This is a genomic window from Cytophagia bacterium CHB2 (assembly GCA_030263535.1).
In the GTDB taxonomy this organism is placed as follows: Bacteria; Zhuqueibacterota; Zhuqueibacteria; order Zhuqueibacterales; family Zhuqueibacteraceae; genus Coneutiohabitans.
Genome location: SZPB01000005.1, coordinates 14,192 through 40,031, shown reverse-complemented (window position 1 = coordinate 40,031; position 25,840 = coordinate 14,192). Strand labels below are relative to the sequence as shown.

Genomic DNA, 25,840 nt, shown 5'->3' with positions numbered 1-25,840 from the left:
ATTTTTGTGTTTTTCCGCCTCATTGCTTTTTTCCTCGGATGAGAGGGTCATGCCGGTTACGCCGAACGCTTCACCCGAGGCGGTGAATCTCCTGCAATTCATTTATGGCATCTCCGGTCAATACACCCTCAGCGGCCAGCATTGCGTGCCGTTGGTCGGTTCCAATCGCCTGGTCGGCGTGCATCGCGTCACCTCGCAATATCCCGCTGTCTTTGGCCAGGATTTTGGATTCGATGCGCCCGGCAGTTGGGACGGCATCAATTTTCGCCAGCAGATCGTGGATGAGGCCATTCGGCGGCATTCCGAAGGCTTCATCATCACACTCATGTGGCATGCCGTGCGGCCGATGGACGATGAGCCGGTTACGTTTCGCGAATCCATTCAGGGCAAACTCACCGAGGAAGAATGGCAGGAGCTGATTACCCCGGGAACGATGCTCAACGAACGCTGGAAATCGCAGGTGGATGTGATTGCCTGGCATCTCAAACAATTGCGCAACGCCAACGTGCCGGTGTTGTGGCGGCCCTATCACGAAATGAACGGCGGATGGTTTTGGTGGGGCAAGAAAGCCGGCGAAAACGGCTACAAAAGACTCTACCGCATGCTGTTCGATCGGTTGGTGAATTTTCATGGACTGAACAATCTCATCTGGGTTTTCAATACGAACGAAGTAAAGTTTACCGTCGATCCTCACGCGACCTACTTTCCCGGCCATGACGTCGTCGATATTTTCGCGACGGATGTTTATTCGCAAGGCTATGATTCGCTCAATTATACGCAGCTTCTCGGGCTGGCGGGCGACAAACCCATTGCCCTGGGCGAAGTGGGGCAAGCCCCGACCGTCGAGCTTCTCAAAAAACAGCCGCGCTGGACGTGGTTTATGAGTTGGTACGATCCCGAAGGCGCTTGGGCTGAGCGTGAACCGTATCTTGCCCTTTACAAAAGTGAAGCTACCCTGACGCTGGAGGAATTGCCCTGGGTGAAGCTCGTATCGCCGAAGATGCATTATCCGATACTAAAATAAACCATCAACAAACCGGAGGAGGAGTGCCAATGCTCGAATGCGTTGTATGTGCCGTGGCTTCTTTACAAGGCGAAGAAGTCCGGGTTAAAACAACTCAGCCGCAATGTGAACCATCTCACTGGAGGTTATCATGATAACCCTAGATATGCTCTGGCTTCCTATTTTATTGTCCGCGGTTTTCGTTTTCCTCGTGAGTTCCGTCATTCACATGGCTTTGCCCTGGCACAAGGGCGATTATTCTAAAGTGCCGAACGAGGACAAGGTGATGGACGCGCTGCGCCCGTTCGCCATTCCGCCGGGCGACTACATGATGCCGCGCGCTTCGAGCATGAAGGATATGGGTTCTCCCGAATTTACGGAAAAAATGAAAAAGGGTCCGGTGATGATTTTCACCGTCGTGCCGAACGGCCCGGCCACGATGGGAAAGAGCCTCACGCTCTGGTTTCTCTATTCGGTTCTGGTCGGATTTTTTGCGGCCTATCTTACGGGGCGGACCCTGGCCGCCGGCGCGGATTATCTCGAAGTCTTTCGCTACATCGGCACCACGGCGTTCTTGGGATACTCCCTGGCACTCTTGCAAACGTCGATCTGGTATCGCCGCGCCTGGAGCACCACGATTAAATCAATGATCGATGGATTGATATACGCGTTGGTGACCGCGGGCGTATTTGGCTGGCTGTGGCCGTAACCACTGATCATGACGGGCGGGTGTTTCCATTGGGATTGGAAAGGTGGCAACGTTTGAGACGCTTCTCGAAACGCTGCCGTGCGGCATCTAGCCTGGCATTCGAGAGTAACCGTTGACTCGAATTTGTGGAGGAGGAGAGATGGACGGAAACCATAGACTAATTTCGCGCCGTGAATTTTTGGAGACGACGGCAAAGGCGACGGCCGCTGCTTCGTTGCTGGGCGCGGCTGCCCTCAGAAGCGCGCAGCCGAACAAGCAGCGCGTGGCGCTGGTTGGCACCGGCATTCGCGGCTCGAATATGTGGGGCAAAGAGTTGCTCGCCGAGGTCGGCGACCGCGTCGAACTCGTGGGACTCTGCGATATCAACCGCAAACGGGTTGAAGTATGTAAAAGCCATATCGGCCTTGCGCTGCCCACCTTCACCAGGCTCGACGAAATGCTCGAGCAAACCCGCCCGGAAATTCTGATTGTCTGCACCAAAGACTCCACCCATCACGAACAAATCATACGCGGTCTCGAATTCGGTTGCAACATCATTACTGAAAAGCCGATGACAACCGATGAGAAAAAATGCCGGGCAATTCTCGAGGCTGAGAAAAAGACCGGCCGCAAGATTACCGTGACTTTCAATTATCGCTACATGCCGACCGCGCTAAAGGTCAAGGAGCTGCTTCTGGCCAACGCGATCGGCATGATCACTTCGATTGATTTTCATTGGTATCTTGACGTTTATCACGGCGCAGATTATTTTCGCCGCTGGCATGCCTACAAAGAAAACTCCGGCACGCTGTTCGTGCACAAGGCCACGCACCATTTCGACATGATCAACTGGTTTCTCGAAGCGGATCCGGTACAGGTGAGCGCGTTCGGGGCTTTGCGCAAATACGGCCGCAACGGCGCGTTTCGCCACCGCCATTGCCGCGGCTGTTTGTTCAAAGATAAGTGTGAGTTCTATTGGGACATCACGCAAAGGGCGGAGTTGGTCAAGCTCTATGTTGATTGTGAGTCGGAAGACGGCTATTTGCGCGATGCGTGTGTGTTTCGCGAGGATATCGATATTTACGACACCATGGTTGCCAACGTGTCGTACAGCAACGGCGCGATGATGAGTTATTCGCTCAATGCGTTTATGCCGTATGAGGGCTATCACCTGGCTTTCAACGGCACGCACGGACGTTTGGAAGTGCGGAATTATGAACGCCAGCCGTGGCAGGTTGCCAAGCCCAGCGAGATTCGGTTATCCAAAAATTTTGGCGGCACGGAGTTGATCGAATCGACTCAAGCAGAGGGCGGGCATGGCGACGCCGACCCCATGTTGCAGAAGATGCTTTTCAATCCGGAAATGCCTGATCCGTACAAACAGCGCGCCGATTCACGCGCCGGCGCCATGTCGATTCTTACCGGCATTGCTGCGGTGAAAAGCGTGGCACGCCGCAAGCCGGTGAAGATCTCGGAGTTGATCAAATTATAATCTAAAACGATGGTTTAGATTGATGTAGATATTGATTTGATTACTATAGATTTGAGCCATTAATTTTCCTTGTCGTCAAATTGATCTATGAACTGATACTTGAAGGTGAATGCTTGGCGATTTAGGCAAATGCGGAGTCTGAAACCAAAGCGTTTTGAGCCAAATTCCCAAGCATTCCCTTGTGAGATTGCACAGCGTAAAGAACTTCCAAATACGGAGGAGCCCTGAGTTACTCGCCATCTGAAACCCGCTACGATAACATGCGCTACAACCGTTGCGGACGCAGCGGTTTGAAATTGCCGGCAATTTCGCTCGGCCTCTGGCACAACTTCGGCGGCGTAGATGTTTTTGAAAATGGCCGCGCGATGGTTCGGCGCGCGTTCGATCTCGGCATCACGCATTTCGATCTGGCGAACAATTACGGTCCGCCCTACGGCTCTGCCGAGGAAACCTTCGGCAAAATTCTGCAAAAAGATTTTGCCAATTATCGCGATGAATTGATCATTTCTTCTAAAGCTGGTTGGGACATGTGGCCGGGGCCCTACGGCAATTTCGGCTCGCGCAAATATCTCATTGCGAGCCTGGATCAGAGTCTCAAACGCATGGGCCTGGATTACGTTGATATCTTTTATCATCATCGGCCCGATCCTGAAACGCCGCTGGAAGAAACCATTGGCGCGCTCGATCACCTCGTGCGCAGCGGCAAGGCATTGTATGTGGGCATTTCGCAATATGACGCCAAATTGACCCAGCAAGCCGCAACCATTCTGCGCCGCCTCGGCACGCCCTGCTTGATTCATCAACCGGTTTATAACATGTTCAATCGCTGGGTTGAAGAGGGTTTGCTGCAGGTACTGCAAGAAGAAGGCATCGGCTGCATTGCATTCTCGCCGCTGGCCCAGGGCCTGCTTACTGAGAGATATTTGCAAGGCATACCCGCTGACTCGCGCGCGCTTAAACCAAAAGCCTATCTGCGGCAGGACGATGTTACCGCAGAAAAAGTGGAGAAAGTTCGCAAGCTGCAAACCATCGCGCAGCAACGCGGCCAATCCATGGCGCAAATGGCCATTGCCTGGGTGCTGCGGCATCCGGCCATGACTTCGGCGTTGATTGGCGCGAGCCGCGTGAGCCAGATCGAGGAGATCGTTGCGGCACAAACCAATTTGAACTTTTCTTTGGAGGAATTAACGGCAATTGATGACGTTCTGAAAAAAATCACCAACTGATGCGCTGTTTCAATTGATATGAATTTGATTGTTACGGATGAAAGGAGTCACATGACGAAACAGACTTTGAAGCTCGGCATGATCGGCGCGGGGTTTGTTGCAAAGTTTCATGCCCGCGCGCTGATGCAGGTGAGAGGTGTAGAGATTGCCGGCATCACCGCAAAAGCAAACGCGGAGGAGTTGTCGAAATTCGTAAAAGCCAACGGGCTGGGCGAAGGCGTGGTCTATCCCGATGTGGCTGAACTGGCCAAACACGTTGACGCCCTTGCGATCCTCACGCCAAATTTTACCCGCGTTGAGATTGTCGAAAAAATCGTGGATGCCGTCAAGCAAGGCGCTGCGCTAAAGGGGTTGATCTGCGAGAAGCCGTTGGCGCGCAACCTGAAAGAAGCGCGGCGCATTGTCAACCTGGTGAGTGAAGTCAAGCTCAAGACGGCATATTTTGAGAATCAAATTTTCATGAAACCGATTCGCACACAATTGCAGCAGCTCGCGCCTCAGCAAAAGACCATGGGCCCGCTGGTGCTCACACGTTCCGCGGAAGAACACGGCGGTCCGCACGAGGGTTGGTTCTGGGATCCCACGCGACAAGGCGGCGGTGTGCTTTTGGATATGGGTTGCCACAGCATTGCAGTGGGATGGTATTGCCTCACGCCGCTTGGTAAGCCGCCAACATTTCTGCAACCCGTTTCGATTTCAGCGGATTGCTCGCTTTTAAAATGGGGACAGAAGCCCTGGCGCGAAAAATTGCTGCAAAAAGTGGGCGTGGATTACGGCAAAACTCCGGCAGAAGATTTTGCCACCGGCATGGTGACGTTCAAGAATCCGGAAACCGGCCAACTCGTCAAGGCGCAGTTTACGGACTCGTGGATGTTCGAGAAACAGGGCTTACGTTTGTTCATGGATGGCATGGGCCCGGGATATGCTTTTGAAGTCAATACGCTCAACTCTTCTTTGCAAGTTTTTATCGGCGACGTTGCTGCGGAAGCGGTTGCGGATGCGGAAACTGCGCTCGAAAAGGCAACGGCCTCGCGCGGCCTGCTCGCGGTGCAATATAATGAACCGGATTTATACGGTTACACCGACGAAAACGAAGAGGCGGCTGCGGCATTTCTCGCGGGGCGCGACGGCTTCTTGCCTCTGAGCTACGGTCTCGAAATCACCAAGCTCTGCATGGCGGGTTACATGGCTGCCGAACGCAAGCAGACCATCGATCTCACGGATGCCGCAATCCAAAAAGAGCTGGAAACCTACGTGCCGTTGATTCAGCAGGGCAGAGGCGCGGAGGTGTTGTTCGGTTAAAGCATGGCCGTTTTCATTGTAGCCGCCGCGGTTGTGACTCATTTCTAAAATGTTATTTGGAGATGCACATCATGTTTATTACACGTCGCAAATTTTTGCAAACGTGCGCCGCCGGTGTTGCCACGGTTGCGACCAACGCCAATGCGTTTGCAAATTGGAAAACATTCCCTGTACTCGACCAGCGGCTTGGCCGGGTCAAGCTCGGCAAAACCGGGCTTACGGTTTCGCGTCTGGCCATGGGCACGGGTACCAACGGCTGGCGCCAGCAATCCAATCAAACGCGGTTGGGCATGAAAAACTTTGTCGGCCTGGCGGAATATGCCCATGAAGTCGGTATTACTTTTTTCGATGCCGCGGATACCTATGGTTCGCACACCTATGTGCGTGAAGCCCTGAAAACCATTCCGCGTGAGAAGGCGGTGATCCTCACCAAAATCTGGGTGCACGCCAGCGGCCGTTCGGGGGCGCAGCAAGCAACAGAGATATTGGATCGATTTCGTAAAGAGATCAATACTGATTATCTCGACATCGTTCTGTTGCATTGCCAGACCTCGCCGAATTGGTTGACCGAAACCCAGCGCCTGCGCGAAGGGCTGTCGCAGGCCAAGGCACAGGGCGTCGTTCGCAGCCTGGGCGTGTCCTGCCATTCGCTTGAAGCGCTGCAAGCTGCGGCGGCGAGCGAGTGGGTTGATGTTCTTTTGGCGCGCATCAATCACACCGGAAGCGCTATGGACGGCAAGCCGGAGAACGTTATGCCTGTGCTCAAGCAAGCCCATGATCGCGGCGCCGGTGTGATCGGCATGAAAATTTTTGGCGCCGGCGCGCTGACGCAGGCGTCGCAACGGCAGCAATCGCTGCAATACGTTTTGCAAAGCGGCAACGTCGATGCCATGACGATCGGCTTTGAGAACATTGCGCACGTCAGCGATGCCGTAAACCGCGTGAATGGGATTCTGCAAAGTTAAGCCAAGCGCGCCTGAGGCAGCGTCACGCGCTGGCGTTTCAAGAGATTTAACTTGGTGGTTTGTTCTGTTCGATCTAAATCCTGTCGTTCCCATCAAACCGAGGAGGAAGGATGAGCACCAAAACCTACGTGCAGCTTAGCACCATGATGTTTCTGCAATTCTTCATTTGGGGCGCGTGGTTTGTCACGTTGGGCACGCATCTGGCGCATATTGGATTTTCCGGCAGCGATATCGGCTACACTTATTTAATGAACAATATCGCGGCTATTCTCTCGCCTTTTTTTGTAGGTATGATCGCCGACCGCTTTTTCTCGTCGCAAAAAGTGCTGGGTGTGTTGCATCTGCTCGGGGGATTCCTGATGTATGTTTCCGCGGACATCACGGCGGTCGGAACGTTGATCGCCGGCTTGCTGCTCTACAATCTCACCTACATGCCGACGCTCGCGCTGGTCAATGCCGTGGCCTTCAATCAAATGGACAGCCCGGACAAGCAGTTTCCGAATGTGCGTGTGTGGGGAACCATCGGCTGGATCGTTGCCGGCTTGGTGATCACGTTCGTGCTGGCGGATTTTATGCCCGAGGTTGAGAAAAGCTCCATGCCCATGAAAATGGCTGCGCTTGCCTCCGTGGTTATGGGATTGTATTCCTTTACGCTGCCCAACACGCCGCCGCAAAACGTCGGCAAGAATGTGACAATTGGGGAAGTTCTCGGCTTGAAAGCTTTGCGCCTGATGAAAGAGCGCAATTTCTTGATCTTCGTGCTGTGTTCACTGCTCATTTCCATTCCCCTGGCGTTCTACTATAATTTCACCAACCTATTTCTCAACGAGCAGGGCATGACGGGTGTGGCGGCCAAGCAAAGCATGGGACAGATGTCGGAAGTTCTCTTCATGGTTCTCATGCCGTTCTTTTTTGTTCGCCTTGGGGTAAAGAAGATGTTGTTGGCGGGCATGTTGGCTTGGGTGCTGCGTTATGCTCTCTTCGCCGCCGGCAATGTGGATTCCTTGGTGTGGATGCTCTATCTCGGCATTCTCTTGCACGGCATCTGCTATGATTTCTTCTTTGTCACCGGCCAAATCTACGTTGATCAAAAAGCTTCAAAAGACATTCGCGCGAGCGCGCAGGGTTTCATCGCGTTGATTACGTATGGCGTCGGTATCGGTTTAGGCTCGATTCTCTCGGGCAAGGTGGTCGATGCCTTTACCTCAGAAGGTGTCAAACACTGGGGCCAGATTTGGTGGGTGCCTTGCGGCATTGCCGTTGTGATTGCATTGTTTTTCTCGCTGACGTTCAAAGATGAGGGTGTTAAGAAAAACGCATGATTCAAAACCGCCCGGATGCTTTTTGTGGATTATTGATTTATGTTGTTAAGGCGTTTACCTTCTTAAAGTGAGCATGAAATCCTAAATGCTTAAGCCCACAAAATTAAAATCTCACAAAAAAAAGCTTTCTAATTTTGTGGGATTTCCACTTTTGTGGGCGGAGGTTAAAGTTGCTAGACGCGTTTCGAAGTTCAACGTGACTGAAAATCGATATTGACCTTTATTGCAAAAAAGCATCCGGACGGCTGTTTCTGCTGCGGCAAGCAAGTTGATTTATCATGAAAGACATAGCCTCCTCCCGCGCCGAAAAGAAAGCGAAGCAGGTTACGCGGCGCGAGTTTTTGCGCCAATCGCTAGTCGCCGGCGCTGCGGTTGGCGCGGGACTCCGGAGTTTCAGTGTTTCTTCTTACAAGCGCATCGCGGGCGCGAATAATGATATTCGCGTTGCCGTGGTGGGCCATCGCATCAAAGGCGCGGATCATATCGAAGTCTTTCGCAATTTGCCGGGCGTGCGCGTGGTGGCGTTGTGCGAGGTGGATGATGAAATTTTGACGCGTGAAGCGCAAAAATTCAAAGATCGTAACGAGACCGTCAAAACGTTTCGCGATGTGCGCCTCCTGCTTGACGACAAGGAGATCGATGCGGTTGTGATTGCCACACCCAACCATTGGCATGCGCTGATGGGCATTTGGGCATGTCAAGCCGGCAAAGATGTTTATGTCGAGAAGCCGGTCTCTCACAACATTTGGGAAGGCCGCAAACTGGTGGAGGCGGCGCGCAAATACCAACGCATCGTGCAGTCCGGCATGCAAAATCGCTCGGATGTCGGATTTGCTGAAGCCGCCGCCTACCTTCAAGCCGGCAATCTCGGCAAGGTTTTGTGGGCGCACAGCGTTTGGTATGGCGAACGCCAGAGCATCGGCAGAGTCGATCAACCGCAACCGATCCCTGCAAATATTGATTATAATCTCTGGACCGGGCCGGCGCCGCTCACGCCGCTGATGCGGAAGCAATTGCATTATGATTGGCATTGGTTTTGGGAAACCGGCAGCGGCGAGATGGGTAACTGGGGGCCGCATCAAATCGATGATTGCCGTTTTGCCATGAATCTCGCGGGATTGCCGCGGCGCGTGATGAGCTTCGGCGGGCGCTTTGTGTTTGATGATAACGCCGAGACGCCCAACACGCATATTGCCATTTTAGATTACGCCGCCGCGCCGGTGATTATCGAGATTCGCAATCTGCCCGCGGCTACCGGTCAGCGCATGATGGATCACCTGCGCGGGGTAAGAGTCGGCAACATTATTCAATGCGAGCACGGTTATTTTGCCGGCGGTCGCGGCGGCGGTTGGGCCTATGACAACAACGGCAACAAACTCAAGCAATTTGCCGGCGACGGCGGCGGCACGCATCAAGCGAACTTCATCGCCGCGATGCGCAGCCGCAAGCCGGACGAGCTGCGCGCTGAAATCCTCGAAGGCCATATTTCATCGCTGTTGTGTCATGTTGCAAATATCTCGTATCGCGTCGGCAAGGGCGCGTTGCCCGAACAAATGCGCGAGGAGATTTTTCCGCATGCGCAAACGCAGGAAACCCTTGAACGTTATTGCGAGCATTTATTGCGCAACGGCGTCGATTTGCAACGGCAGCTCACGATTTGGGGGCCGTGGTTGCAGCTCGATGCCCGAAAAGAAAAGTTTATCGGCGAATTTTCCTCCGCGGCCAATAAATTCGTGACCCGGCGAAAGTATCGCAAACCATTTGTTGTGCCCAAAAAGGTTTAAGGGGAGGCTAAATTCGATAGGTTATTCTGTTCCTCCCCGCTACGCGGATAGTATCAACCCGACAGCGGCAAAAGCTTTTTATCAATTGGGTTTTAATCTAGTGGAAATTTTTTTGCTTACGAAGCAGCAATTTTACGTTAACGGAACTCAAGGTTGGCAGGGCATGCGAAAGGACACATAAATCATCGTGACCACGGTGTCAAGAACGATCGATCTAAGTGGTGAATGGAAAATTGCATCGCTGGACGGAAAATTTTCTTTAGCCGGCACCGTTCCCGGCTCTTTTTTTTATGATTTGGAAAAAAGCGGCTACTGGGGCGAGCATGATGTTTTCTATCGCGAGAACAACCAAAAATGTGTTGACATTGCCAATCGCGACTTTGTCTACTCAAAACGATTCGTCGTGCCGGATGATTTCTTTGCTCCCCATAATCGTATCTTTCTCGAGGCCGATGGCCTTGATACGATTGCCGAAATCCGCATCAATGGCAAAATCGTCGCGCGGACAGAAAACATGTTTCGCCGTTATCGCTTCGAGGCGCGAAACTATTTGATGCCGGGCGAGAATGATATCGCCATTTTTTTTGCCAACACGGTCGCAGAGATCGCGCGCCGGCATGCGAAAAGGCCGTTGTGGAATCCGGCGCACACGCTGGATGGCGCGGTGCATCTACGCAAGAATCATTGCAGTTTCGGCTGGGATTGGGGACCGCAAATTCCCGATCTCGGCATTTGGCGGCCAATCCGAATTAAAGCATATCCCGGCGCGCGGCTGGAGGAGTTTTACGTCACACAACGTCACCTCGACGACAAAGTTTATTTGGAGTGTCTCGCGAATTTGGAGCAATGGGGCTTTGCGGCGTGCTCGCTTCATGTCACACTTGTCGATCCGGATAAGCGCGTGCAGCAATTCGAAGTCAATTCAAATGAAAAGCAAACGGTCACGGTTTCGAGCCCGCAATTGTGGTGGCCGAACGGTTATGGCCGGCAGCCGCTTTATGAAGTAATTTGCGAGGTGCGGCAGGGGGGAACGCTTGTCGATCAGCAACGGCAGTACATTGGCTTGCGCCGGCTGCGACTCGAACGCCGGCAAGACGAGTTCGGCGAATCTTTCCAATTTAACATTAACGGAATTCCCATTTTTGCGCGCGGCGCGAATTATGTGCCCGAAGATGTGTACTTGACTCGCGCCCATCGCCAGACAACGGAACGCCTGATCCGCGCGGCGGTGACGGCAAATTTCAATTGCCTGCGCGTGTGGGGCGGCGGGATTTATCCCTCGGATGATTTTTATGATCTATGCGATCGCTACGGGTTGATCGTTTGGCAGGATTTGATGTTTGCCTGCGGCGTATATGATGTCAATAATCCGCGCTTCTATGAAAACATTGCCGAAGAAGTCAGAGATAATCTCAAACGCATTCGACATCACGCCAGCCTGGGACTGGTGTGCGGGAACAATGAAATGGAATGGGGTTTTTTGGAATCGTCGATTCCTCAAACCGAAGAAATGCGCGCCGAATACCTGAAGCAATATGAAGCACTCTTTCCTGCATTGATGGCAGAAGTCTGCCCGTATGTTGACTATTGGCCGGCCTCGCCTTCTTCCGGCGGCAACTTTGAGGCTCCCAATGCCGAGAACAGAGGCGATGTACACTACTGGCAAGTTTGGCATGGCAACAAACCCTTCACGGAATTCCGCCGGCATTATTTCCGCTTTCTTTCCGAATTCGGTTTCGAATCCTTCCCCTCATTAAAAACCGTCAAAACATTTACGACGGAAGAAGACCGGAACATCTTTTCTCCGGTGATGGAAGATCATCAGCGTTGCGAAGGCGGCAACGGCAAGATTCTCTCATATATCGCCCAATATTTCCGCTATCCCAAAGACTTTGACGCGTTGTTATACGTATCGCAACTGAGCCAGGCCGAGGCGATGCGCTGTGCCATCGAGCATTTGCGCCGGCATCGCGGCCGGTGCATGGGCGCGACGTATTGGCAATTCAACGACAATTGGCCGGTGGCTTCGTGGTCGAGCATTGATTATTTCGGCCGCTGGAAAGCGCTGCAGTACGTGGTTAAACGCGCCTACGATCACGTTCTCATTTCCTGTGAAGAAGAGGAAACAGCGGCAAGCATTCATTTAAGCAACGAACACAACCATGCGATTGCCGGAACGCTCGCGTGGCAATTGCTCACGCTTTCCGGTGAGATCATTGCACAGGACCAGCGGCGCGTTGAGGTTGCGGCATTAAGCTCTGCAAGAGTGTTTGCGCTTGATTTTAGCAAGGAATTGGCGGGCGCACACAGGCGCGAGCGGTATTTGTCGTTTTCATATTTTGACGAGCGGGAACAGGTCGCGCGCCGAGGCACGGCCGTGTTTGTGCCTTACAAGCATTTACGTTTGCAAAATCCAGTTTTGAAAGCAGCCCTCAGCAAAGGAAACGGGGTGTATGAAATCGCCGTCACCGCCGCCGCATTTGCAAAATTCGTCATGCTTGATTTAACACATGCTGATGTCATCTTCTCGGATAATTATTTTGATTTGGACGCCGGCGAGACGCGCCTCCTCACCGTGCCGCAGGAGGAAATCGATTTACAGACGCTGCAAAGCCAGTTGGTTTTGCGCTCACTTTTTGACGGCTATTGATCTTATGAAACCACCATACGCGATATTAATGTGTACCGTTCTCGCTTTTGCTTTTGATGCCTGCACCGAAAGCGAGCAGCCAACTGACGCCAGCCGTTTCGTGCGCGCAGAGGGCAAACACCTGGTCGCGCCCGAGGGCGATTCCCTAAAATTGCGCGGCATTAATCTCGGCAATTGGCTCTTGCCGGAAGGCTACATGTTCAAGCTGGAAGTGACCACGGCGCATTGGCAAATTCAACAGGTGATCAAAGAACTGGTGGGGCCGGCGGAAGCGCGCGCGTTTTGGCGGCAGTATTATCAAACGTACATCACGCGCGAGGATATTCGTTTCATCAAACAAATCGGGTGCAACTCGCTGCGTGTGCCGTTCAATTACAAACTGCTCACGCCTGAAGATTATCCGGAGATCTGGCTCGAATCTGGATTTGCTTTGCTGGACAGTGTGATCGCGTGGAGCAAGCAGGAGCGACTCTACGTCGTTCTCGACATGCATGCAGCGCCGGGCGGCCAAACCGGCACCAACATCGACGACAGCGCCGGGCACCCGTGGCTTTTTGAAAGCGCAGAAAGCCAGGAACGCGCCCTCGCCATCTGGCGCAAGCTTGCCGAGCGTTATCGCGACGAGCCAGCGGTAATTGCTTACGAACTGCTCAATGAGCCAATCCCGCACTTCGAGGGCTATGAAAAGTTCAATCCCCTGCTGGAGCCGCTTTACAAGCGCATGGTTGCCGCCATTCGTGAAGTTGATCCGCACCATGTTATCATCCTGGGTGGCGCGCAATGGAATACGAATTTCAGCGTGTTCGGGCCTCCGTTCGCAGAGAATCTTGTTTATGCCTTTCACAAATATTGGATGGAACCGGTGCAGGAGCAGATTCAGGAGTATGTTGATTTCCGCGAGCAATACCAGGTTCCGATTTACATGAGTGAATCCGGCGAGAACACCGACGCCTGGATTGCGGCATATCGCGGGCTGCTGGAGCAGAATGATATTGGCTGGTGTTTTTGGCCTTACAAGAAAATGGCCGCAACGAGTTGCATGCGCACGTTTACGCCTCCGCCGTATTGGGATGAAATCATCGCGTTTGCCAAAATTCATCATGCCGATCCGGCGGACATCAAGAAATATCGCCCGCCTCTCGAACACAGCCGCGCGGCGCTAGCCGGCTTGCTGGAGAATATCCGTTTTCACAAGACCAGCGTCAATGACGGATATATTACCGCGTTGGGCTTGCAAACCAGCTTTGCAGCGCCATAAATCGGCCATAATGTGCATGCGATCAACTTCTCAAAAGGCGACTAGAACTTCGGAAGAATCTCGGCTGCGGAAACGAAATTCTACCGAAATGGTTTTTGTTTTTTTCGATGTCGGATCGCCCGGGACAGGATTTGAACTTGACAATGGCAGATGTTTTCTTATTCTCGGGATTTGATTGAATCAATTATCAACTCAAGAGCGGGTGGTTTGAACAAGAGTAAGCGGTACTCAATTCGAGGCATATTATGATGAACCGGCGCCAATTTCTCAAAACCGGTTTCAGCGTTGCGTTTGCCACGCCTTATTTCATTCCGTCGTCTGTTCTCGGCCACAACGGCGCGGTTGCGCCGGGCAGCCGCATTACCATCGGCTGCATCGGCGTGGGAGGGATGGGCACGGCGAATTTGAAAAGCTTTCTGACCAAACCGAATGCACAGGTGCTTGCGGTTTGTGATGTGGACACAGAACATCGCAACCGCGCGCGTGACTTGGTGAATGAAGCTTACGGTAACACCGATTGCGCCGCGTACAATGATTTTCGCGAATTGCTCGAACGCAAGGATATCGACGCTGTGATGATTGCGACGCCGGATCAATGGCACGGCATCATGGGGGTGGCCGCCGCGCGTGCGCGTAAAGATATCTACGCGGAGAAACCCCTGGCTTACACGATCTCCGAAGGCCGCGCCATTGTTGCTGCGGTGCAGCGCTACGGCGTGATTTGGCAAACCGGCAGTTGGCAACGTTCGCAGCGGCATTTTCGCTTTGCCTGTGAGTTGGTGCGCAACGGCCGCATCGGCAGCGTTCATACCGTGAGAGTCGGGTTGCCGTTTGGCAATAGCATTGACAAACGCGGCACGCAGCCCTGCGCGCCGCCCGCAGGTTTTGATTATGATCTGTGGCTTGGGCCTGCGCCATGGCGGCCGTACAATCCCAGCCGGTGTCATTGGAATTTCCGCTGGATTAGCGATTACTCCGGCGGCCAGCTCACCGATTGGGCCGGCCATCATTGTGACATTGCCAATTGGGCCATGAATACCGAAGTCTCCGCGCCTATCGAGATTGCAGGCACGGCGATTTTTCCGGCAGCGCAAGACGGTTTGTTCGATACGCCGGAATCGTATTACTTCGAGTGCAAATATGCCGAAGGCTTCACCATGATTGTGGCGGATCGCAAGCAGCAACCGAAGGGCATGGGCGTGCATTTCATCGGCAGCGAAGGTTGGATTCATGTCGATCGTTCCGGCCTGGAGGCGCATCCCCGATCGTTGTTGAAATCCGTTATCGGCCCGAATGACATTCGGCTTTATGAGAGCAACGATCATGTCGGCAACTTTCTTGATTGCGTGGCCAGCCGGGCTAAAACCATCACGCCGGCGGAAGTTGCGCATCATGCCATTATGGTCGGCCATCTCGGCAACATTGCCATGAAGCTCGGGCGCAAAGTGCAGTGGAATCCCCAGGTCGAGCGCTTTGTCAATGACGCGGAAGCTGATCGTTTGCTCTCGCGGCCAATGCGGAGCCCGTGGATGATTTGAATGTGTTGTCATTAAATCACGCAGGAGTCGATCATGAAAAGAATGGCAGCCCTCATCATTTTACTTTTTATGGGTGTGATCTTGATGTCGATGCAGAATGCGAAACTGGTTAGAGTCGTTTTCTTCGGCGACTCCATTACCGAGCTTGGCGTGCAGCCCGGCGGTTATATTGATGGAATGCGCAACATGCTCAAAGAAAAGAAAGCAACGAATTTTCAATTGATCGGCGCGGGCATTAGCGGGAACAAAGTTTATGATTTGTATCTGCGCCTGGAAGAAGATGTCTTGCGTCAGCAGCCGGATTGGGTGTTCGTTTACGTCGGCGTTAACGATGTCTGGCACAAGAAAACGCATGGCACCGGCACGGATCCCGACAAGTTTGAAAAGTTTTATGTCGCGCTAATTCGCAAGATGCAAGCGCAGGGCATTCAGGTTGCATTGTGTACGCCTGCCGTCATCGGCGAAAAGACTGCGGGCAAAAACGAATTGGATGCTGACTTGGACAAGTTTGCCCAAATCATCCGCAAGTTGAGCGCACAATACGGCCTGCCGCTGTGTGACTTGCGGCGGATTTTTTTGGATCATCTGGCGCAAGTCAATAAAGAAAACAAGGAAAAAGGCATTCTCACCAACGACGGCGTACATCTCAACGAAGCCGGCAATCAGTTGGTTGCCGAGCATATGCTGAAGATCATCACGCAGCCGTAACTCAAATTTGAATATGTCAAAATTTCGCGCCCAAACAGGTTTTGCGCTTTGCCTGGTTGTGTTTTGCTCCGGCGTGGCGTTCACGCAAATTCCTCCCGAAGATTTGCGAAAAATTGAAGAGGCCGCGCCGCGACACGCCTCCGTGAAGCCGCAACAGCCGCGCAAGCTGTTGGTATTCACCCGCGCCGAGGGCTACAAACACAGCGCGATTCCATACGCGGCGAAAGCTCTGGAGCTGATCGGAAAACAAACCGGCGCTTTTACAACCGTCGCCAGCGCCGAAATGTCCGCGTTTGCGCCGGACAATCTCCAACAATTTGATGCCGTGCTTTTTGCCAGCACCACACAACTTATCTTCGAAGATCTTGCGCTGCGCCAGAGTCTGATGGCATTTGTTAAGAGCGGCAAAGGCATTATTGGCATTCACGCCGCGACGGATAATTTTTATAATTGGCCGGAAGCTGCTGATATGATGGGCGGACACTTCGATGGCCATCCCTGGACTGCCGACGGAACCTGGATGATCAAAATCTCCGATCCGGCACATCCGCTCGCGGCCGCATTTCAAAGCAAAAATTTTGCAATCCGCGATGAAATCTACCGCATTCGGTCGCGCAGCTTGCGGCAAAATGCTCGCGTTTTGGTCGCGCTCGACATGGCAGATGAAACGAATCGCGCTGCGAATGGCGTGCGGTTTGGCGATCGCGATATTCCCATCAGTTGGGTGCGCCGCTTTGGCGAGGGCCGGGTGTTTTACAGCTCGTTTGGCCACAATCACGAGATCTACTGGAACCCCGCGATTTTACAGCATTTTCTTGATGGTATTCAATATGCACTCGGCGATTTGCCCGTTGAAACAACGCCGCTGCCATTCGAAGTTGAAGAAGCGTTTTTGCCGGGCGAGATTGATCAACTTTTTGAGAAAATCAAAACCTACGAGTATGGCCAGAGCCGTGAGCCATTGGTGAATCTCATCGAATACTTCCGGCTTGCGGCCTCTTCAGCAAAACTGCAACAACAAAACGAATCGCGCCTGCTGCAAATTCTAACCGGCAACGCAACTCCCGCCGGCAAGCAGTTCAGTTGTGAACAACTGAGTCTTATCGGTTGGAAAGCTTCAGTCCCCACATTGATCAAATTGTTGCATGACTCTTCCACCTCGGATATGGCGCGATATGCGCTCGAACGCATTCCTGATCCTGCGGTCGATAAGGCCTTGCGCAACGCTTTATCCAAAAGCAGCGGCAAAATTCGTCTCGGCATCATCAATACCATCGGCCAGCGCCGTGATGCCAATGCGGTTGCCGAGATGGGGAAGCTCGCGAAGAATTCTGAGACGTTGACGGCGGCAGCCGCAATCAACGCGCTGGGAAAAATTGGGGGAGAAAAAGCGGCAAAAATTTTGGCTGAGGCAAAAGATAAAACCTCCGGCGCTATGCAAGCATTGGTTTGCGAGGCGTATTTGAATTGTGCCAGCATGTTTTTGACGCAAGGCAAAATGGATAAAGGGCGCGCCATTTATGCGCAACTCAACGCGCCGCGATTTTCGGAAGCGACCCGCTTCGCGGCGTTGCGCGGCCTGGTGCAGACGCGCCGGGAAAACGTGAATGAATTTGTTCTAGGTTTGATCAAGAATCCCGAAGCACAAACGCAAACCCTTGGCGTGAATCTCGTGAGTGAAATTCCTGCGACGGAAAGTGTTGCCGAGATTGCACGCATCCTGCCGCGCTTGTCTCCGGACAACCAGGTTCAATTATTATTCTCACTCGCGGAAAGACCAGAGCCCGTGGTGCGTCAGGCCGCCGTTCTTGCGGCACAAAGCCAGCACCCTGAGGTTCGCGTTGCGGCTTTGCAAGCGCTGGGTAAAGTCGGCGATGCCTCCGTAGTGCCGTTGCTGGCAAACGCGGCGGCCACGAAAAGCGTGGAATCCGCGAGTGCGCGCAAGAGCCTTTATCGCCTCAGCGGCCCCAATGTCGATGAGACGATTGTCACCGGCCTTGCCTCTGCCGCACCCGAGGAGCAGGTCGAAATGCTTCTCGCGGTGAAGCAGCGTCACATCAAAGCTGCGGCGCCAACGCTTCTACAGATGGCCAAATCTCCCGAAGCGCCGGTCCGTCTGGAAGCCATTCGGGCATTGCGGGTGATTGCAGAAGAAAATCATTTGCCGGATTTGGTTGAATTGTTGGTACAAGCGCCGAATGCCGCGGAACGAAACGAGTTGCAACAAGCCGTCATTGCGGTGGCGTTGCTATCACCGCTGGAAAAACGCAACGGCTCCGCCGTGCTGAATCGTCTCAAACAAATCCCGCCGCAAACAAATGCGCCAGCGCGGAAATCATTGCTCTACGTTTTGGGCAGCATCGGCGATAAAGCTGCGTTGCCGGTTTTGGTGGATGCGTTGCAGGACACCACCGCCGGCATTAAAACCGCGGCCCTCAATGCTCTCTCCGAATGGCCCTCTGCCGAGCCGGGCGATCATCTTCTTGCCGTCGCCGAACGATCCCCAAACAAAACCCATCAAATTTTGGCTCTGCGCGGTTTCGTTCGCCTGTTGCGTTTTGAAAGTGATCGACCCTCGCCCGATACCATCAAAAAATTCGGGCGCGCGCTGGAGTTGGCTGCCAATGCTGAGGAGCAGAAGATGATTTTGGGATGGTTGGCTGACGTCAAAGCGCTGGAGGCAATGGACCTCGCCATGGTTTATATGAAAAATGAAGCGTTGCGCGCAGAAGCTGAAATGGCTGCTGTAAAAATTGCGGGCGCCGTCAGCGGCAGTTATCCGACGGAGACCAGAACTAGGCTGCAGCACATTTTGCAGAGCGCAACAGAGGATACGCTCGCGCATTTGCAACAAGCGCGCGCCGTACTGCAGCAGATTGAGCGTTTCGAGGATTTCATGACGCAATGGTTGGTTTCCGGGCCGTATGGCAATCCTGATGAGAACGCGTTCGATTTTGCTTTTCCGCCGGAACAGGCCGGGCAGAAAAAGATTAAATGGCAAATCATGCCGGCGAGCATGAATGCCAACGCGCCGTGGCTGCTCGATTTGGCCAGCGTCTTTGAGAGTGAAAATTGCGCGGCATATTTACGCAATCTAATCTGGTCGGAGCGGGAGCAGCGTGTTCGCCTGGAATTGGGCAGCGATGACGGCGTCAAAGTCTGGCTCAATGGCGAATTGATACACGCGCATCACACCAGCCGCGGGGTTGCTCCGGGAGATGATATTGTGGAAATTACTCTGCGTCCCGGCGAGAATTCGCTTTTGCTGAAAATCACTCAAAGCACGGGAAACTGGGGCGCTTGTGCGCGATTGCGCAATTTGGACGGCAGCGGCGTGTCAGGCGTGAAAGTTGCATTGCCAGAGGAGTAAAAATCAAACGAAGCAAAAAACTGCGGGCGTTAGAAAAACAAACCACGAATTGACGCGAATGAACGCTAATATTTTGCGCCAGAATTTCAGGCAAGCGGAAATCTGAAGCTCTTCAAACAGCTTCAAATGGTTCGCCACCGAAAAGAACTCCCACAGAACCAACAAAAGTCTTTTCAGTGGGATTTCATTTCGGCGGGCGAAAAACTTTCATCACTTTATTCTCTGCGTTTGAAAAGTTAAACACCTTCTCGGTGTCTTTTAACGTTCATTCGCAGTTGCTTTGCATGATCGCAGCTTCAAATTCATATTGTCGTGGAACGCATCGCAGATATGTTTTTCAAGGTAATCTTAACCTCAACGTTAAACGAGATGGTGAGAGAAGGGAGTTTCTATCTATGAAAAAGAATCTTGTTTCGGTTTTGCTGCTGGCATTTTGCATTGGCCACGTTTCTTCCGGGTTCTCTGAGATTCGCTTGCCGGCGGTGCTCGGCAATCACATGGTGTTGCAGCAAAAAAGTGAAGTGAATCTCTGGGGCTGGAGCAATCCCGGTGAAAAGATCCGGGTGATGGTGGATTGGGACACGACGATTTATCACGCCACGGGCTTGCGCACTGCCAAATGGAGCGTGAAGATCAAAACACCCGCTGCCGGCGGGCCGTACAAGATCATTCTCAATGGCAATAATGCGATCGTGCTGGAAGACGTGATGATCGGAGAGGTTTGGCTGTGCAGTGGCCAAAGCAACATGGAATGGAGCGGCAGTCAGGGGCTGCAACAATCGTTCGACGAAGCGCCGCATGCCACCAACACCAAGATCCGCTTATTCTATGTTCCCAAATCAACGGCGGATTTTCCGCAGGACGATTGCACCGCCGAGTGGCGCGTTTGCAATCCCGAAGACATGAAGCGGTTCAGCGCCATCGGGTATTTTTTCGGCAAAAAATTGCAGCAGGAATTGAATGTGCCGGTCGGTCTGATCAATTCCAACTGGGGCGGAACGCCGGCCGAAGTCTGGACGCCCAAGGAATTGGTGGAGAACGATCCGGCGTTGAAGGAAGCGGCGGGAAAAGTGAATGTCACGCGCTGGTGGCCGGTGCAACCCGGCGATATCTACAATGCCATGATCCATCCTCTCACGAATTTTGCCATTGCCGGGGCGCTGTGGTATCAAGGCGAGAGCAACACCGGAACGTATGCCACCTATCAATCGCTGTTCACGACCATGATCGGCGCATGGCGCAAGGCCTGGCAAAAAGATTTTCCGTTTTATTATGTTCAGATTGCGCCGTTTGCCGGCTATGGACATGAAAATGTCTGCGCATTGCTGCGTGAGGCGCAAACCAAAAGCCTGAGTTATCCCAACACCGGCATGGTTGTCATCAGCGATCTGGTCGATGACATTAACGATATTCATCCCAAAAACAAGATCGACGTGGCTCTGCGTTTGGCGAATTTGGCTTTGGCAGAAACCTACGGCAAAACAGGACTCACGTACAAGAATCCGAGGTACAGCCGCATGAACATCGAAAGCGGTAAAATCCGCATTTATTTTGATCATGCTGAAAATGGCTTAATGAGTAAAGGCGGCGCGCCCTCTGAGTTTTATATTGCCGGCGTGGACAAGAATTTCCTGCCGGCCGTGGCTAAGATCGAGGGCAATACGGTGGTGGTTTCGCATAAGGATATTAAAAATCCTGTGGCCGTGCGCTTCGGGTTCAACAATACGGCCATGCCGAATTTATTCAGCAAAACCGGCTTGCCAGTGGATCTCTTCCGCACGGATGATTGGCCGGTTGATACACCGCCGGTCAAGAAATCGTAGCCGGCAAAACTTCATTTTTTGAAAGATGTTCTAGCAACGGCTTGGCCGTTGTATTAAGGATCGACGATTAAATAACTTTCCCAATCTCCAACCGCGAATAGACGCGAATCATCGCGATTAAAAAGCATTAGCGACCATTCGCGTTGATTAGCGGTTTAAAGAATTTGAATGGCAATCCTAAAAACTTGCGAATTCTCACGAACGCACGCCTCCTCCAAATTCCGCCGAGCCGAGGTTGGAACATTCTCAGACAGGCGCTAAGAATTCTCGCTTAAATAACTTGCCCATATCACTTTGGTGAAAACATTGCAGGCAACCATGAATGCTGTTCTCGAAGTTTTTGATTTACGAAAACAATACGGCGATCTCAAAGCGGTTGACGGCGTGAATTTCAGCGTGACCCGCGGAGAAGTATTTGGCATTCTCGGGCCGAACGGCGCCGGCAAGACCACCACGCTCGAAATGATCGAGACGCTGCGCCCTATCGATTCCGGACGCGTACTGCTCAACGGTGTTGACGTGCAGCGGGAGCCGCAAAAAGTCAAACAGATGATCGGCGTGCAACTTCAATCCTCCTCATTTTTTGAAAAGCTCACGCTCACAGAACTGTTGCTTCTCTTCGGTGAAATCTACGGCCGTCAAGTGGATGCCGTGGCATTGCTCGAAGAAGCCGAGCTGCGGGATAAAGCAAAAGCCTATGTCGCGCAACTTTCCGGCGGGCAAAAGCAGCGTTTCTCGATTGCCGCTGCGCTGGTGAACGATCCCATTGTACTTTTTCTTGATGAACCGACCACCGGCCTGGATCCGCAAGCGCGCCGCCATCTCTGGGGCGTCGTCCGGCGCATTCGTTCTGAAGGTAAAACGATCGTACTCACCACGCATTACATGGAAGAGGCGGAAGAATTGTGTGATCGTGTGGCGATCATGGATGCCGGCAAGATTGTTGCCAACGCGCCGCCGCAAGAATTGATTCAGCAACTGCTCGCCAAAGGCTTTTCGAAGGCACGAGTCGAACGGCTGGCGAGTTTAGAAGATGTGTTTTTGGATTTAACCGGACACTCACTGCGAGACGAATAAATGCGCCTGAAATTAAAATTGATGGCTGCTGTTTTTAAAATGTTCATCCGGCAACGCGAGGCCATTATTTGGACATTGTTGTTGCCGCTGTTTATGATATTTTTGTTCAGCTTTGTCAAATTCGATGGCCTCGGACAGGTCAACCTCGGCATCGTCAATCATTCGCAGGATTCGACACTGATCAATTCCCTGCGGCCGATTCAGGCCTTGCGGATTTCAGAGGGGAAGGAGGAAGATGAGCTGGCGCAACTGAAAGACGGTGAACGCGCCCTGGTGCTCGTCATTCCGGCTTCGTTCCAGCCGATCGGACAAGACTCGCTGAGGCTTTATCTCAACGCCGAGCGCCAACAGGAGACGCAAGCCGGAACGTTGATCATTCAGCGTGCATTGGATGAGCTAGTCTTTCGTCAAAACCATCTGCCGCGCCACGGGCTGCGCACGGAATTGGTTAACAGCCGCAATCTCACCTACATCGACTTTCTGCTGCCGGGCATCCTGGCCATGGCCATCATGCAAAGCGGCGTTTTTGGCGTGGCATTCGGCTTTGTGATTCTGAAAAAACGCGGCATTCTCCGCCGGTTGCTGGCAACGCCCATGCGCACCAATGATTTTATCTTCGCGCAAGTGGCTACACGCTTGCTGTTGCTGATGACGCAAATATTGATTATGGTCGGCGCCGGTGTTTTGTTTTTTGATTTGCATTTTATCGGCAGCATGTTTGACATGCTGGTCGTCGGCGTGCTGGGCGGCGTCATTTTTCTTTCGATCGGATTCGCGCTTTCAGGCATTTCAAAATCAGAAGACCAGGTTGCGCCGCTCGCCAATATCATTACCCTGCCGATGTTAATGCTCTCCGGAGTCTTTTTCAGCCGCTCGAACCTGCCGGGCATTGCGCGCACCATCACGGATTTCTTTCCGCTCAGTTACCTCGCTGACGGCCTGCGCAGCATTGCCATTGACGGCGCAACGTTGATAGATGTGCTTCCGCAAATCATCGGGCTGGCCGTGTGGGCCGTGATCACACTGTTTATTGCCGTCAAAGCGTTTCGGTGGGAATGAGGAATGTGGCGCAACAAAAAGCACGGGCACACATTCTCGGAGGAGGAGAAGAGCAGTGACTTGCTTTTTGCGGGAAAACTTATTAGAATAGCCCGTCACGATCAGTAATGAAGAAGGTTGGGACTCATGAATCTTACTGTTAAAGAAATATTGGAAGATCTGCACGCCGCCGAGAGAGATTGCCAGGTGTTCGAGCAAAAGTATGGCGTTCTCTCAGAGTATTTTTATACGGCATACATGAACGGCTCGCTGGAAGATACAGGCAATCCGGATTTTGCTTTATGGGCCGGCGCTTGTGAAATCAAACAAAATCGTGAAGAAGCCTACCGCAATTTAGTGCTGGTACGATCTTCCCTGTTCTCCAACTTGTCGAGCTTGAAGATTGATCATGTGGACCCTCAACCGGTATGAGAGTCTGATTTACGATATTCAGGCCACCTCCTCATCTATCGTCTCATCAAATCTGGTTCTGCAACGACGGGGCAAGTTTTACTGCTGGTTGGTGGGAAAGGTGCAGTTTGCCGAGGGTATTCGTTTAGAAGTTACCGAAGCCCTTGATTTCACAACGGAATCCTTCATCAGGCATTACAGCTATGCCGTTTTTCGGGGTGACGAAAAACTTTATTGGTATGATTCCCAGGCTCATCCCAACGAACTCTCCTTGCAATCGACTCATCCTCATCACAAGCACATTCCGCCTGATATCAAGCATCATCGTATTCCCGCTCCCGATTTATCGTTCACTGAACCCAATTTGCCTTTTCTTATTCAAGAGATTGAGACGCAATTTTACAGGCCCTCAGCGCCCTGATGCGCCAAACATAAAAAGAATTTCTTACTGGCCTGTTGCCCGGCGGCGATCTGGTGTTGCCGCATTTACACAACAACGCGAAGGGCAACAAGAGCTTTTATCCCATCTCTCAAAGGCTTTGTGGAGAAAATTATGCCTTCCAAAAGTAGTCGTCACCGTTTTGTAAATACTTCGGCGATTGTAATTTTCTTAAGCGCCTCAACCATGAATTCCGCCTTTTCTCAACAAAACGCCCTCGGGTTGTTTGAAGGTCAGACTGACGTCGGTCAAGTCCTGCACTCCGGCTCGACAAGCTACGGCGCGGAAAAGCAGGAATACACCCTCAGCGGCTCCGGCGCGAACATGTGGTTTGATCGCGACGAATTTCATTTTGCCTGGAAGCGCATGAAGGGAGATTTTATTCTGCGGGCGCGCGCGCATTTCTTGGGTGAAGGCGTGGATCCGCATCGCAAACTCGGCTGGATTATACGCCCCAGTTTTGGTACTGATGCGCCGCATGTCAATGTCGCGGTACATGGCGATGGCCTCACCTCTTTGCAGTTCCGGCGCGCCCAGGGCGATTCAACCGAGGAAGTGAGATCGTCCGTCACCGGCGCAGACGTGATTCAATTAGAAAGAAAAGGCAACACCTACATCATGTCAGTCGCGCGGTTTGGCGAGATTTTCGCAACCGAGCAGGTCACAGAATTGGCGCTGGGCGATGAAGTGTACGCCGGCCTGGTTGTTTGCTCGCACAACAAGGATGTCATCGAGCAGGCCGTTTTCCGCGACGTGCGCATTATCGTGCCGCCCAAGCAGGGCTATGTGCCGTATCGCGATTACATTGGCAGCAATCTCGAAATTTTGGATATTGCCAGCGGCCATCGCAAGATCATTTATCGTTCGCCCGCATCGTTGCAAGCGCCCAACTGGACGCCGGACGGCAAAGCTTTGATCTACAATCACAATGGTAAACTCTATCGCTTTGATCTCGCCAAAAACGAACCCGAAGAGATCAATTCCGATTTTGCGACGGCCAACAACAATGATCATGTGTTGACCTTCGACGGCAAAATGCTTGGCATCAGCCATCACAGTGCGGAGGATAACCATCAATCGATTATTTACACGCTGCCGGCGACCGGCGGAAAGCCCAAGCGCATCACAGCGAAAGGCCCTTCGTACTTGCACGGCTGGTCGCCCGATAACAAATTTTTGCTCTACACCGCCGAACGCGAGGGCGATTATGATATCTATAAAATATCGGCTCAAGGCGGCGAGGAAATGCGGCTCACGACTGCGCCGAGCCTGGACGATGGTTCAGAATACACTCCAGATGGAAAGTACATTTACTTTAACTCCGTGCGCAGCGGCGCCATGCAAATCTGGCGCATGAAACCGGACGGCAGCGCGCAAGAGCAGATTACTGATGATGAATTCAACAACTGGTTTCCCCATGTTTCGCCGGATGGCAAATGGATCGTCATGCTCTCATACACAAAAGACGTCGCGCCGGGCGACCATCCTTTTTATCAACAGGTTTATTTGCGTTTGATGCCTTTTGGCGGAGGGCAACCCCGAGTGATTGCCTACGTTTACGGCGGCCAGGGTACGATCAATGTGCCTTCTTGGTCTCCGGACAGCAAGAAGATCGCTTTTGTCAGCAATACGGCGATGGAATAAGAAACTGGTTTTGGCACATCGGCTATGTTTCATGAATAATCATAACTTTGTTGCACGCATTTTATTGCGAGCCGTATATCGTGGGTCAGTTTAGGCGGACTT

Annotated in this window: 19 protein-coding genes; all 19 read left to right on the top strand. The window is 52.6% G+C overall.

The features are described 5' to 3' along the window. Positions 1–49 precede the first annotated feature (49 nt). The 19 genes from FBQ85_01390 (at position 50) to FBQ85_01300 (ending at position 25,738) form a co-directional block, all read left to right on the top strand. Positions 50–1,024: a glycosyl hydrolase family 26 gene (locus tag FBQ85_01390; protein MDL1873819.1), complete on the top strand. Its 975-nt coding sequence runs from the start codon at positions 50–52 to the stop codon at positions 1,022–1,024. A 130-nt stretch (positions 1,025–1,154) separates the two neighbouring features. After that, positions 1,155–1,712, top strand: a complete 558-nt coding sequence (locus FBQ85_01385; protein ID MDL1873818.1) for a hypothetical protein — start codon at positions 1,155–1,157, stop codon at positions 1,710–1,712. A 139-nt stretch (positions 1,713–1,851) separates the two neighbouring features. Then, a complete protein-coding gene (locus FBQ85_01380) occupies positions 1,852–3,183 on the top strand; it encodes a Gfo/Idh/MocA family oxidoreductase (protein MDL1873817.1) in 1,332 nt (443 codons plus the stop codon). Between the two features lie 224 nt (positions 3,184–3,407). Next, on the top strand, positions 3,408–4,409 hold the full coding sequence (gene mgrA, locus FBQ85_01375; protein MDL1873816.1) for an L-glyceraldehyde 3-phosphate reductase: 1,002 nt from the start codon (positions 3,408–3,410) through the stop codon (positions 4,407–4,409). 18 nt (positions 4,410–4,427) lie between these two features. Further along, on the top strand, positions 4,428–5,711 hold the full coding sequence (locus tag FBQ85_01370; GenBank protein MDL1873815.1) for a Gfo/Idh/MocA family oxidoreductase: 1,284 nt from the start codon (positions 4,428–4,430) through the stop codon (positions 5,709–5,711). Between the two features lie 62 nt (positions 5,712–5,773). Beyond that, positions 5,774–6,676, top strand: coding sequence for an aldo/keto reductase (locus FBQ85_01365; protein ID MDL1873814.1), 903 nt, complete (start codon positions 5,774–5,776; stop codon positions 6,674–6,676). A gap of 110 nt (positions 6,677–6,786) precedes the next feature. After that, on the top strand, positions 6,787–7,998 hold the full coding sequence (locus tag FBQ85_01360) for an MFS transporter (GenBank protein ID MDL1873813.1): 1,212 nt from the start codon (positions 6,787–6,789) through the stop codon (positions 7,996–7,998). A gap of 278 nt (positions 7,999–8,276) precedes the next feature. Next, entirely contained in the window at positions 8,277–9,782 is a 1,506-nt protein-coding gene (locus FBQ85_01355; protein MDL1873812.1) for a Gfo/Idh/MocA family oxidoreductase, read from the top strand. A gap of 196 nt (positions 9,783–9,978) precedes the next feature. After that, entirely contained in the window at positions 9,979–12,432 is a 2,454-nt protein-coding gene (locus FBQ85_01350) for a glycoside hydrolase family 2 protein (protein ID MDL1873811.1), read from the top strand. 4 nt (positions 12,433–12,436) lie between these two features. Then, a complete protein-coding gene (locus FBQ85_01345; GenBank protein MDL1873810.1) occupies positions 12,437–13,690 on the top strand; it encodes a glycoside hydrolase family 5 protein in 1,254 nt (417 codons plus the stop codon). A 245-nt stretch (positions 13,691–13,935) separates the two neighbouring features. Next, a complete protein-coding gene (locus FBQ85_01340) occupies positions 13,936–15,228 on the top strand; it encodes a Gfo/Idh/MocA family oxidoreductase (protein ID MDL1873809.1) in 1,293 nt (430 codons plus the stop codon). 33 nt (positions 15,229–15,261) lie between these two features. Then, a complete protein-coding gene (locus FBQ85_01335) occupies positions 15,262–15,936 on the top strand; it encodes a DUF459 domain-containing protein (protein ID MDL1873808.1) in 675 nt (224 codons plus the stop codon). Between the two features lie 13 nt (positions 15,937–15,949). Then, positions 15,950–19,306 carry a hypothetical protein gene (locus tag FBQ85_01330; protein MDL1873807.1) on the top strand — a complete coding sequence of 1,119 codons (3,357 nt, stop codon included), beginning with the start codon at positions 15,950–15,952 and terminating at the stop codon, positions 19,304–19,306. A gap of 395 nt (positions 19,307–19,701) precedes the next feature. Next, the gene (locus FBQ85_01325) at positions 19,702–21,129 is read left to right on the top strand and encodes a sialate O-acetylesterase (GenBank protein MDL1873806.1); all 1,428 of its coding nucleotides are present in this window, start codon (positions 19,702–19,704) and stop codon (positions 21,127–21,129) included. Positions 21,130–21,447: 318 nt separating this feature from the next. Next, the gene (locus FBQ85_01320) at positions 21,448–22,206 is read left to right on the top strand and encodes an ABC transporter ATP-binding protein (protein MDL1873805.1); all 759 of its coding nucleotides are present in this window, start codon (positions 21,448–21,450) and stop codon (positions 22,204–22,206) included. Then, positions 22,207–23,265 carry an ABC transporter permease gene (locus tag FBQ85_01315; GenBank protein MDL1873804.1) on the top strand — a complete coding sequence of 353 codons (1,059 nt, stop codon included), beginning with the start codon at positions 22,207–22,209 and terminating at the stop codon, positions 23,263–23,265. It begins immediately after the preceding gene. 126 nt (positions 23,266–23,391) lie between these two features. After that, entirely contained in the window at positions 23,392–23,676 is a 285-nt protein-coding gene (locus FBQ85_01310; GenBank protein MDL1873803.1) for a hypothetical protein, read from the top strand. Then, positions 23,654–24,076: a hypothetical protein gene (locus tag FBQ85_01305; protein ID MDL1873802.1), complete on the top strand. Its 423-nt coding sequence runs from the start codon at positions 23,654–23,656 to the stop codon at positions 24,074–24,076. The genes FBQ85_01310 and FBQ85_01305 overlap by 23 nt, the downstream gene beginning before the upstream one ends. A 204-nt stretch (positions 24,077–24,280) precedes the next feature. Continuing rightward, positions 24,281–25,738, top strand: coding sequence for a DUF5050 domain-containing protein (locus tag FBQ85_01300; protein MDL1873801.1), 1,458 nt, complete (start codon positions 24,281–24,283; stop codon positions 25,736–25,738). Positions 25,739–25,840: the final 102 nt, after the last annotated feature.

Bases quoted from the DNA above. Each gene is read 5' to 3' on its own strand.
- FBQ85_01390 (MDL1873819.1), top strand. From the start codon at position 50: ATGCCGGTTACGCCGAACGCTTCACCCGAGGCGGTGAATCTCCTGCAA.
- FBQ85_01385 (MDL1873818.1), top strand. From the start codon at position 1,155: ATGATAACCCTAGATATGCTCTGGCTTCCTATTTTATTGTCCGCGGTT.
- FBQ85_01380 (MDL1873817.1), top strand. From the start codon at position 1,852: ATGGACGGAAACCATAGACTAATTTCGCGCCGTGAATTTTTGGAGACG.
- FBQ85_01370 (MDL1873815.1), top strand. From the start codon at position 4,428: ATGAATTTGATTGTTACGGATGAAAGGAGTCACATGACGAAACAGACT.
- FBQ85_01365 (MDL1873814.1), top strand. From the start codon at position 5,774: ATGCACATCATGTTTATTACACGTCGCAAATTTTTGCAAACGTGCGCC.
- FBQ85_01360 (MDL1873813.1), top strand. From the start codon at position 6,787: ATGAGCACCAAAACCTACGTGCAGCTTAGCACCATGATGTTTCTGCAA.
- FBQ85_01355 (MDL1873812.1), top strand. From the start codon at position 8,277: ATGAAAGACATAGCCTCCTCCCGCGCCGAAAAGAAAGCGAAGCAGGTT.
- FBQ85_01345 (MDL1873810.1), top strand. From the start codon at position 12,437: ATGAAACCACCATACGCGATATTAATGTGTACCGTTCTCGCTTTTGCT.
- FBQ85_01340 (MDL1873809.1), top strand. From the start codon at position 13,936: ATGATGAACCGGCGCCAATTTCTCAAAACCGGTTTCAGCGTTGCGTTT.
- FBQ85_01335 (MDL1873808.1), top strand. From the start codon at position 15,262: ATGAAAAGAATGGCAGCCCTCATCATTTTACTTTTTATGGGTGTGATC.
- FBQ85_01330 (MDL1873807.1), top strand. From the start codon at position 15,950: ATGTCAAAATTTCGCGCCCAAACAGGTTTTGCGCTTTGCCTGGTTGTG.
- FBQ85_01325 (MDL1873806.1), top strand. From the start codon at position 19,702: ATGAAAAAGAATCTTGTTTCGGTTTTGCTGCTGGCATTTTGCATTGGC.
- FBQ85_01320 (MDL1873805.1), top strand. From the start codon at position 21,448: ATGAATGCTGTTCTCGAAGTTTTTGATTTACGAAAACAATACGGCGAT.
- FBQ85_01315 (MDL1873804.1), top strand. From the start codon at position 22,207: ATGCGCCTGAAATTAAAATTGATGGCTGCTGTTTTTAAAATGTTCATC.
- FBQ85_01310 (MDL1873803.1), top strand. From the start codon at position 23,392: ATGAATCTTACTGTTAAAGAAATATTGGAAGATCTGCACGCCGCCGAG.
- FBQ85_01305 (MDL1873802.1), top strand. From the start codon at position 23,654: ATGTGGACCCTCAACCGGTATGAGAGTCTGATTTACGATATTCAGGCC.
- FBQ85_01300 (MDL1873801.1), top strand. From the start codon at position 24,281: ATGAATTCCGCCTTTTCTCAACAAAACGCCCTCGGGTTGTTTGAAGGT.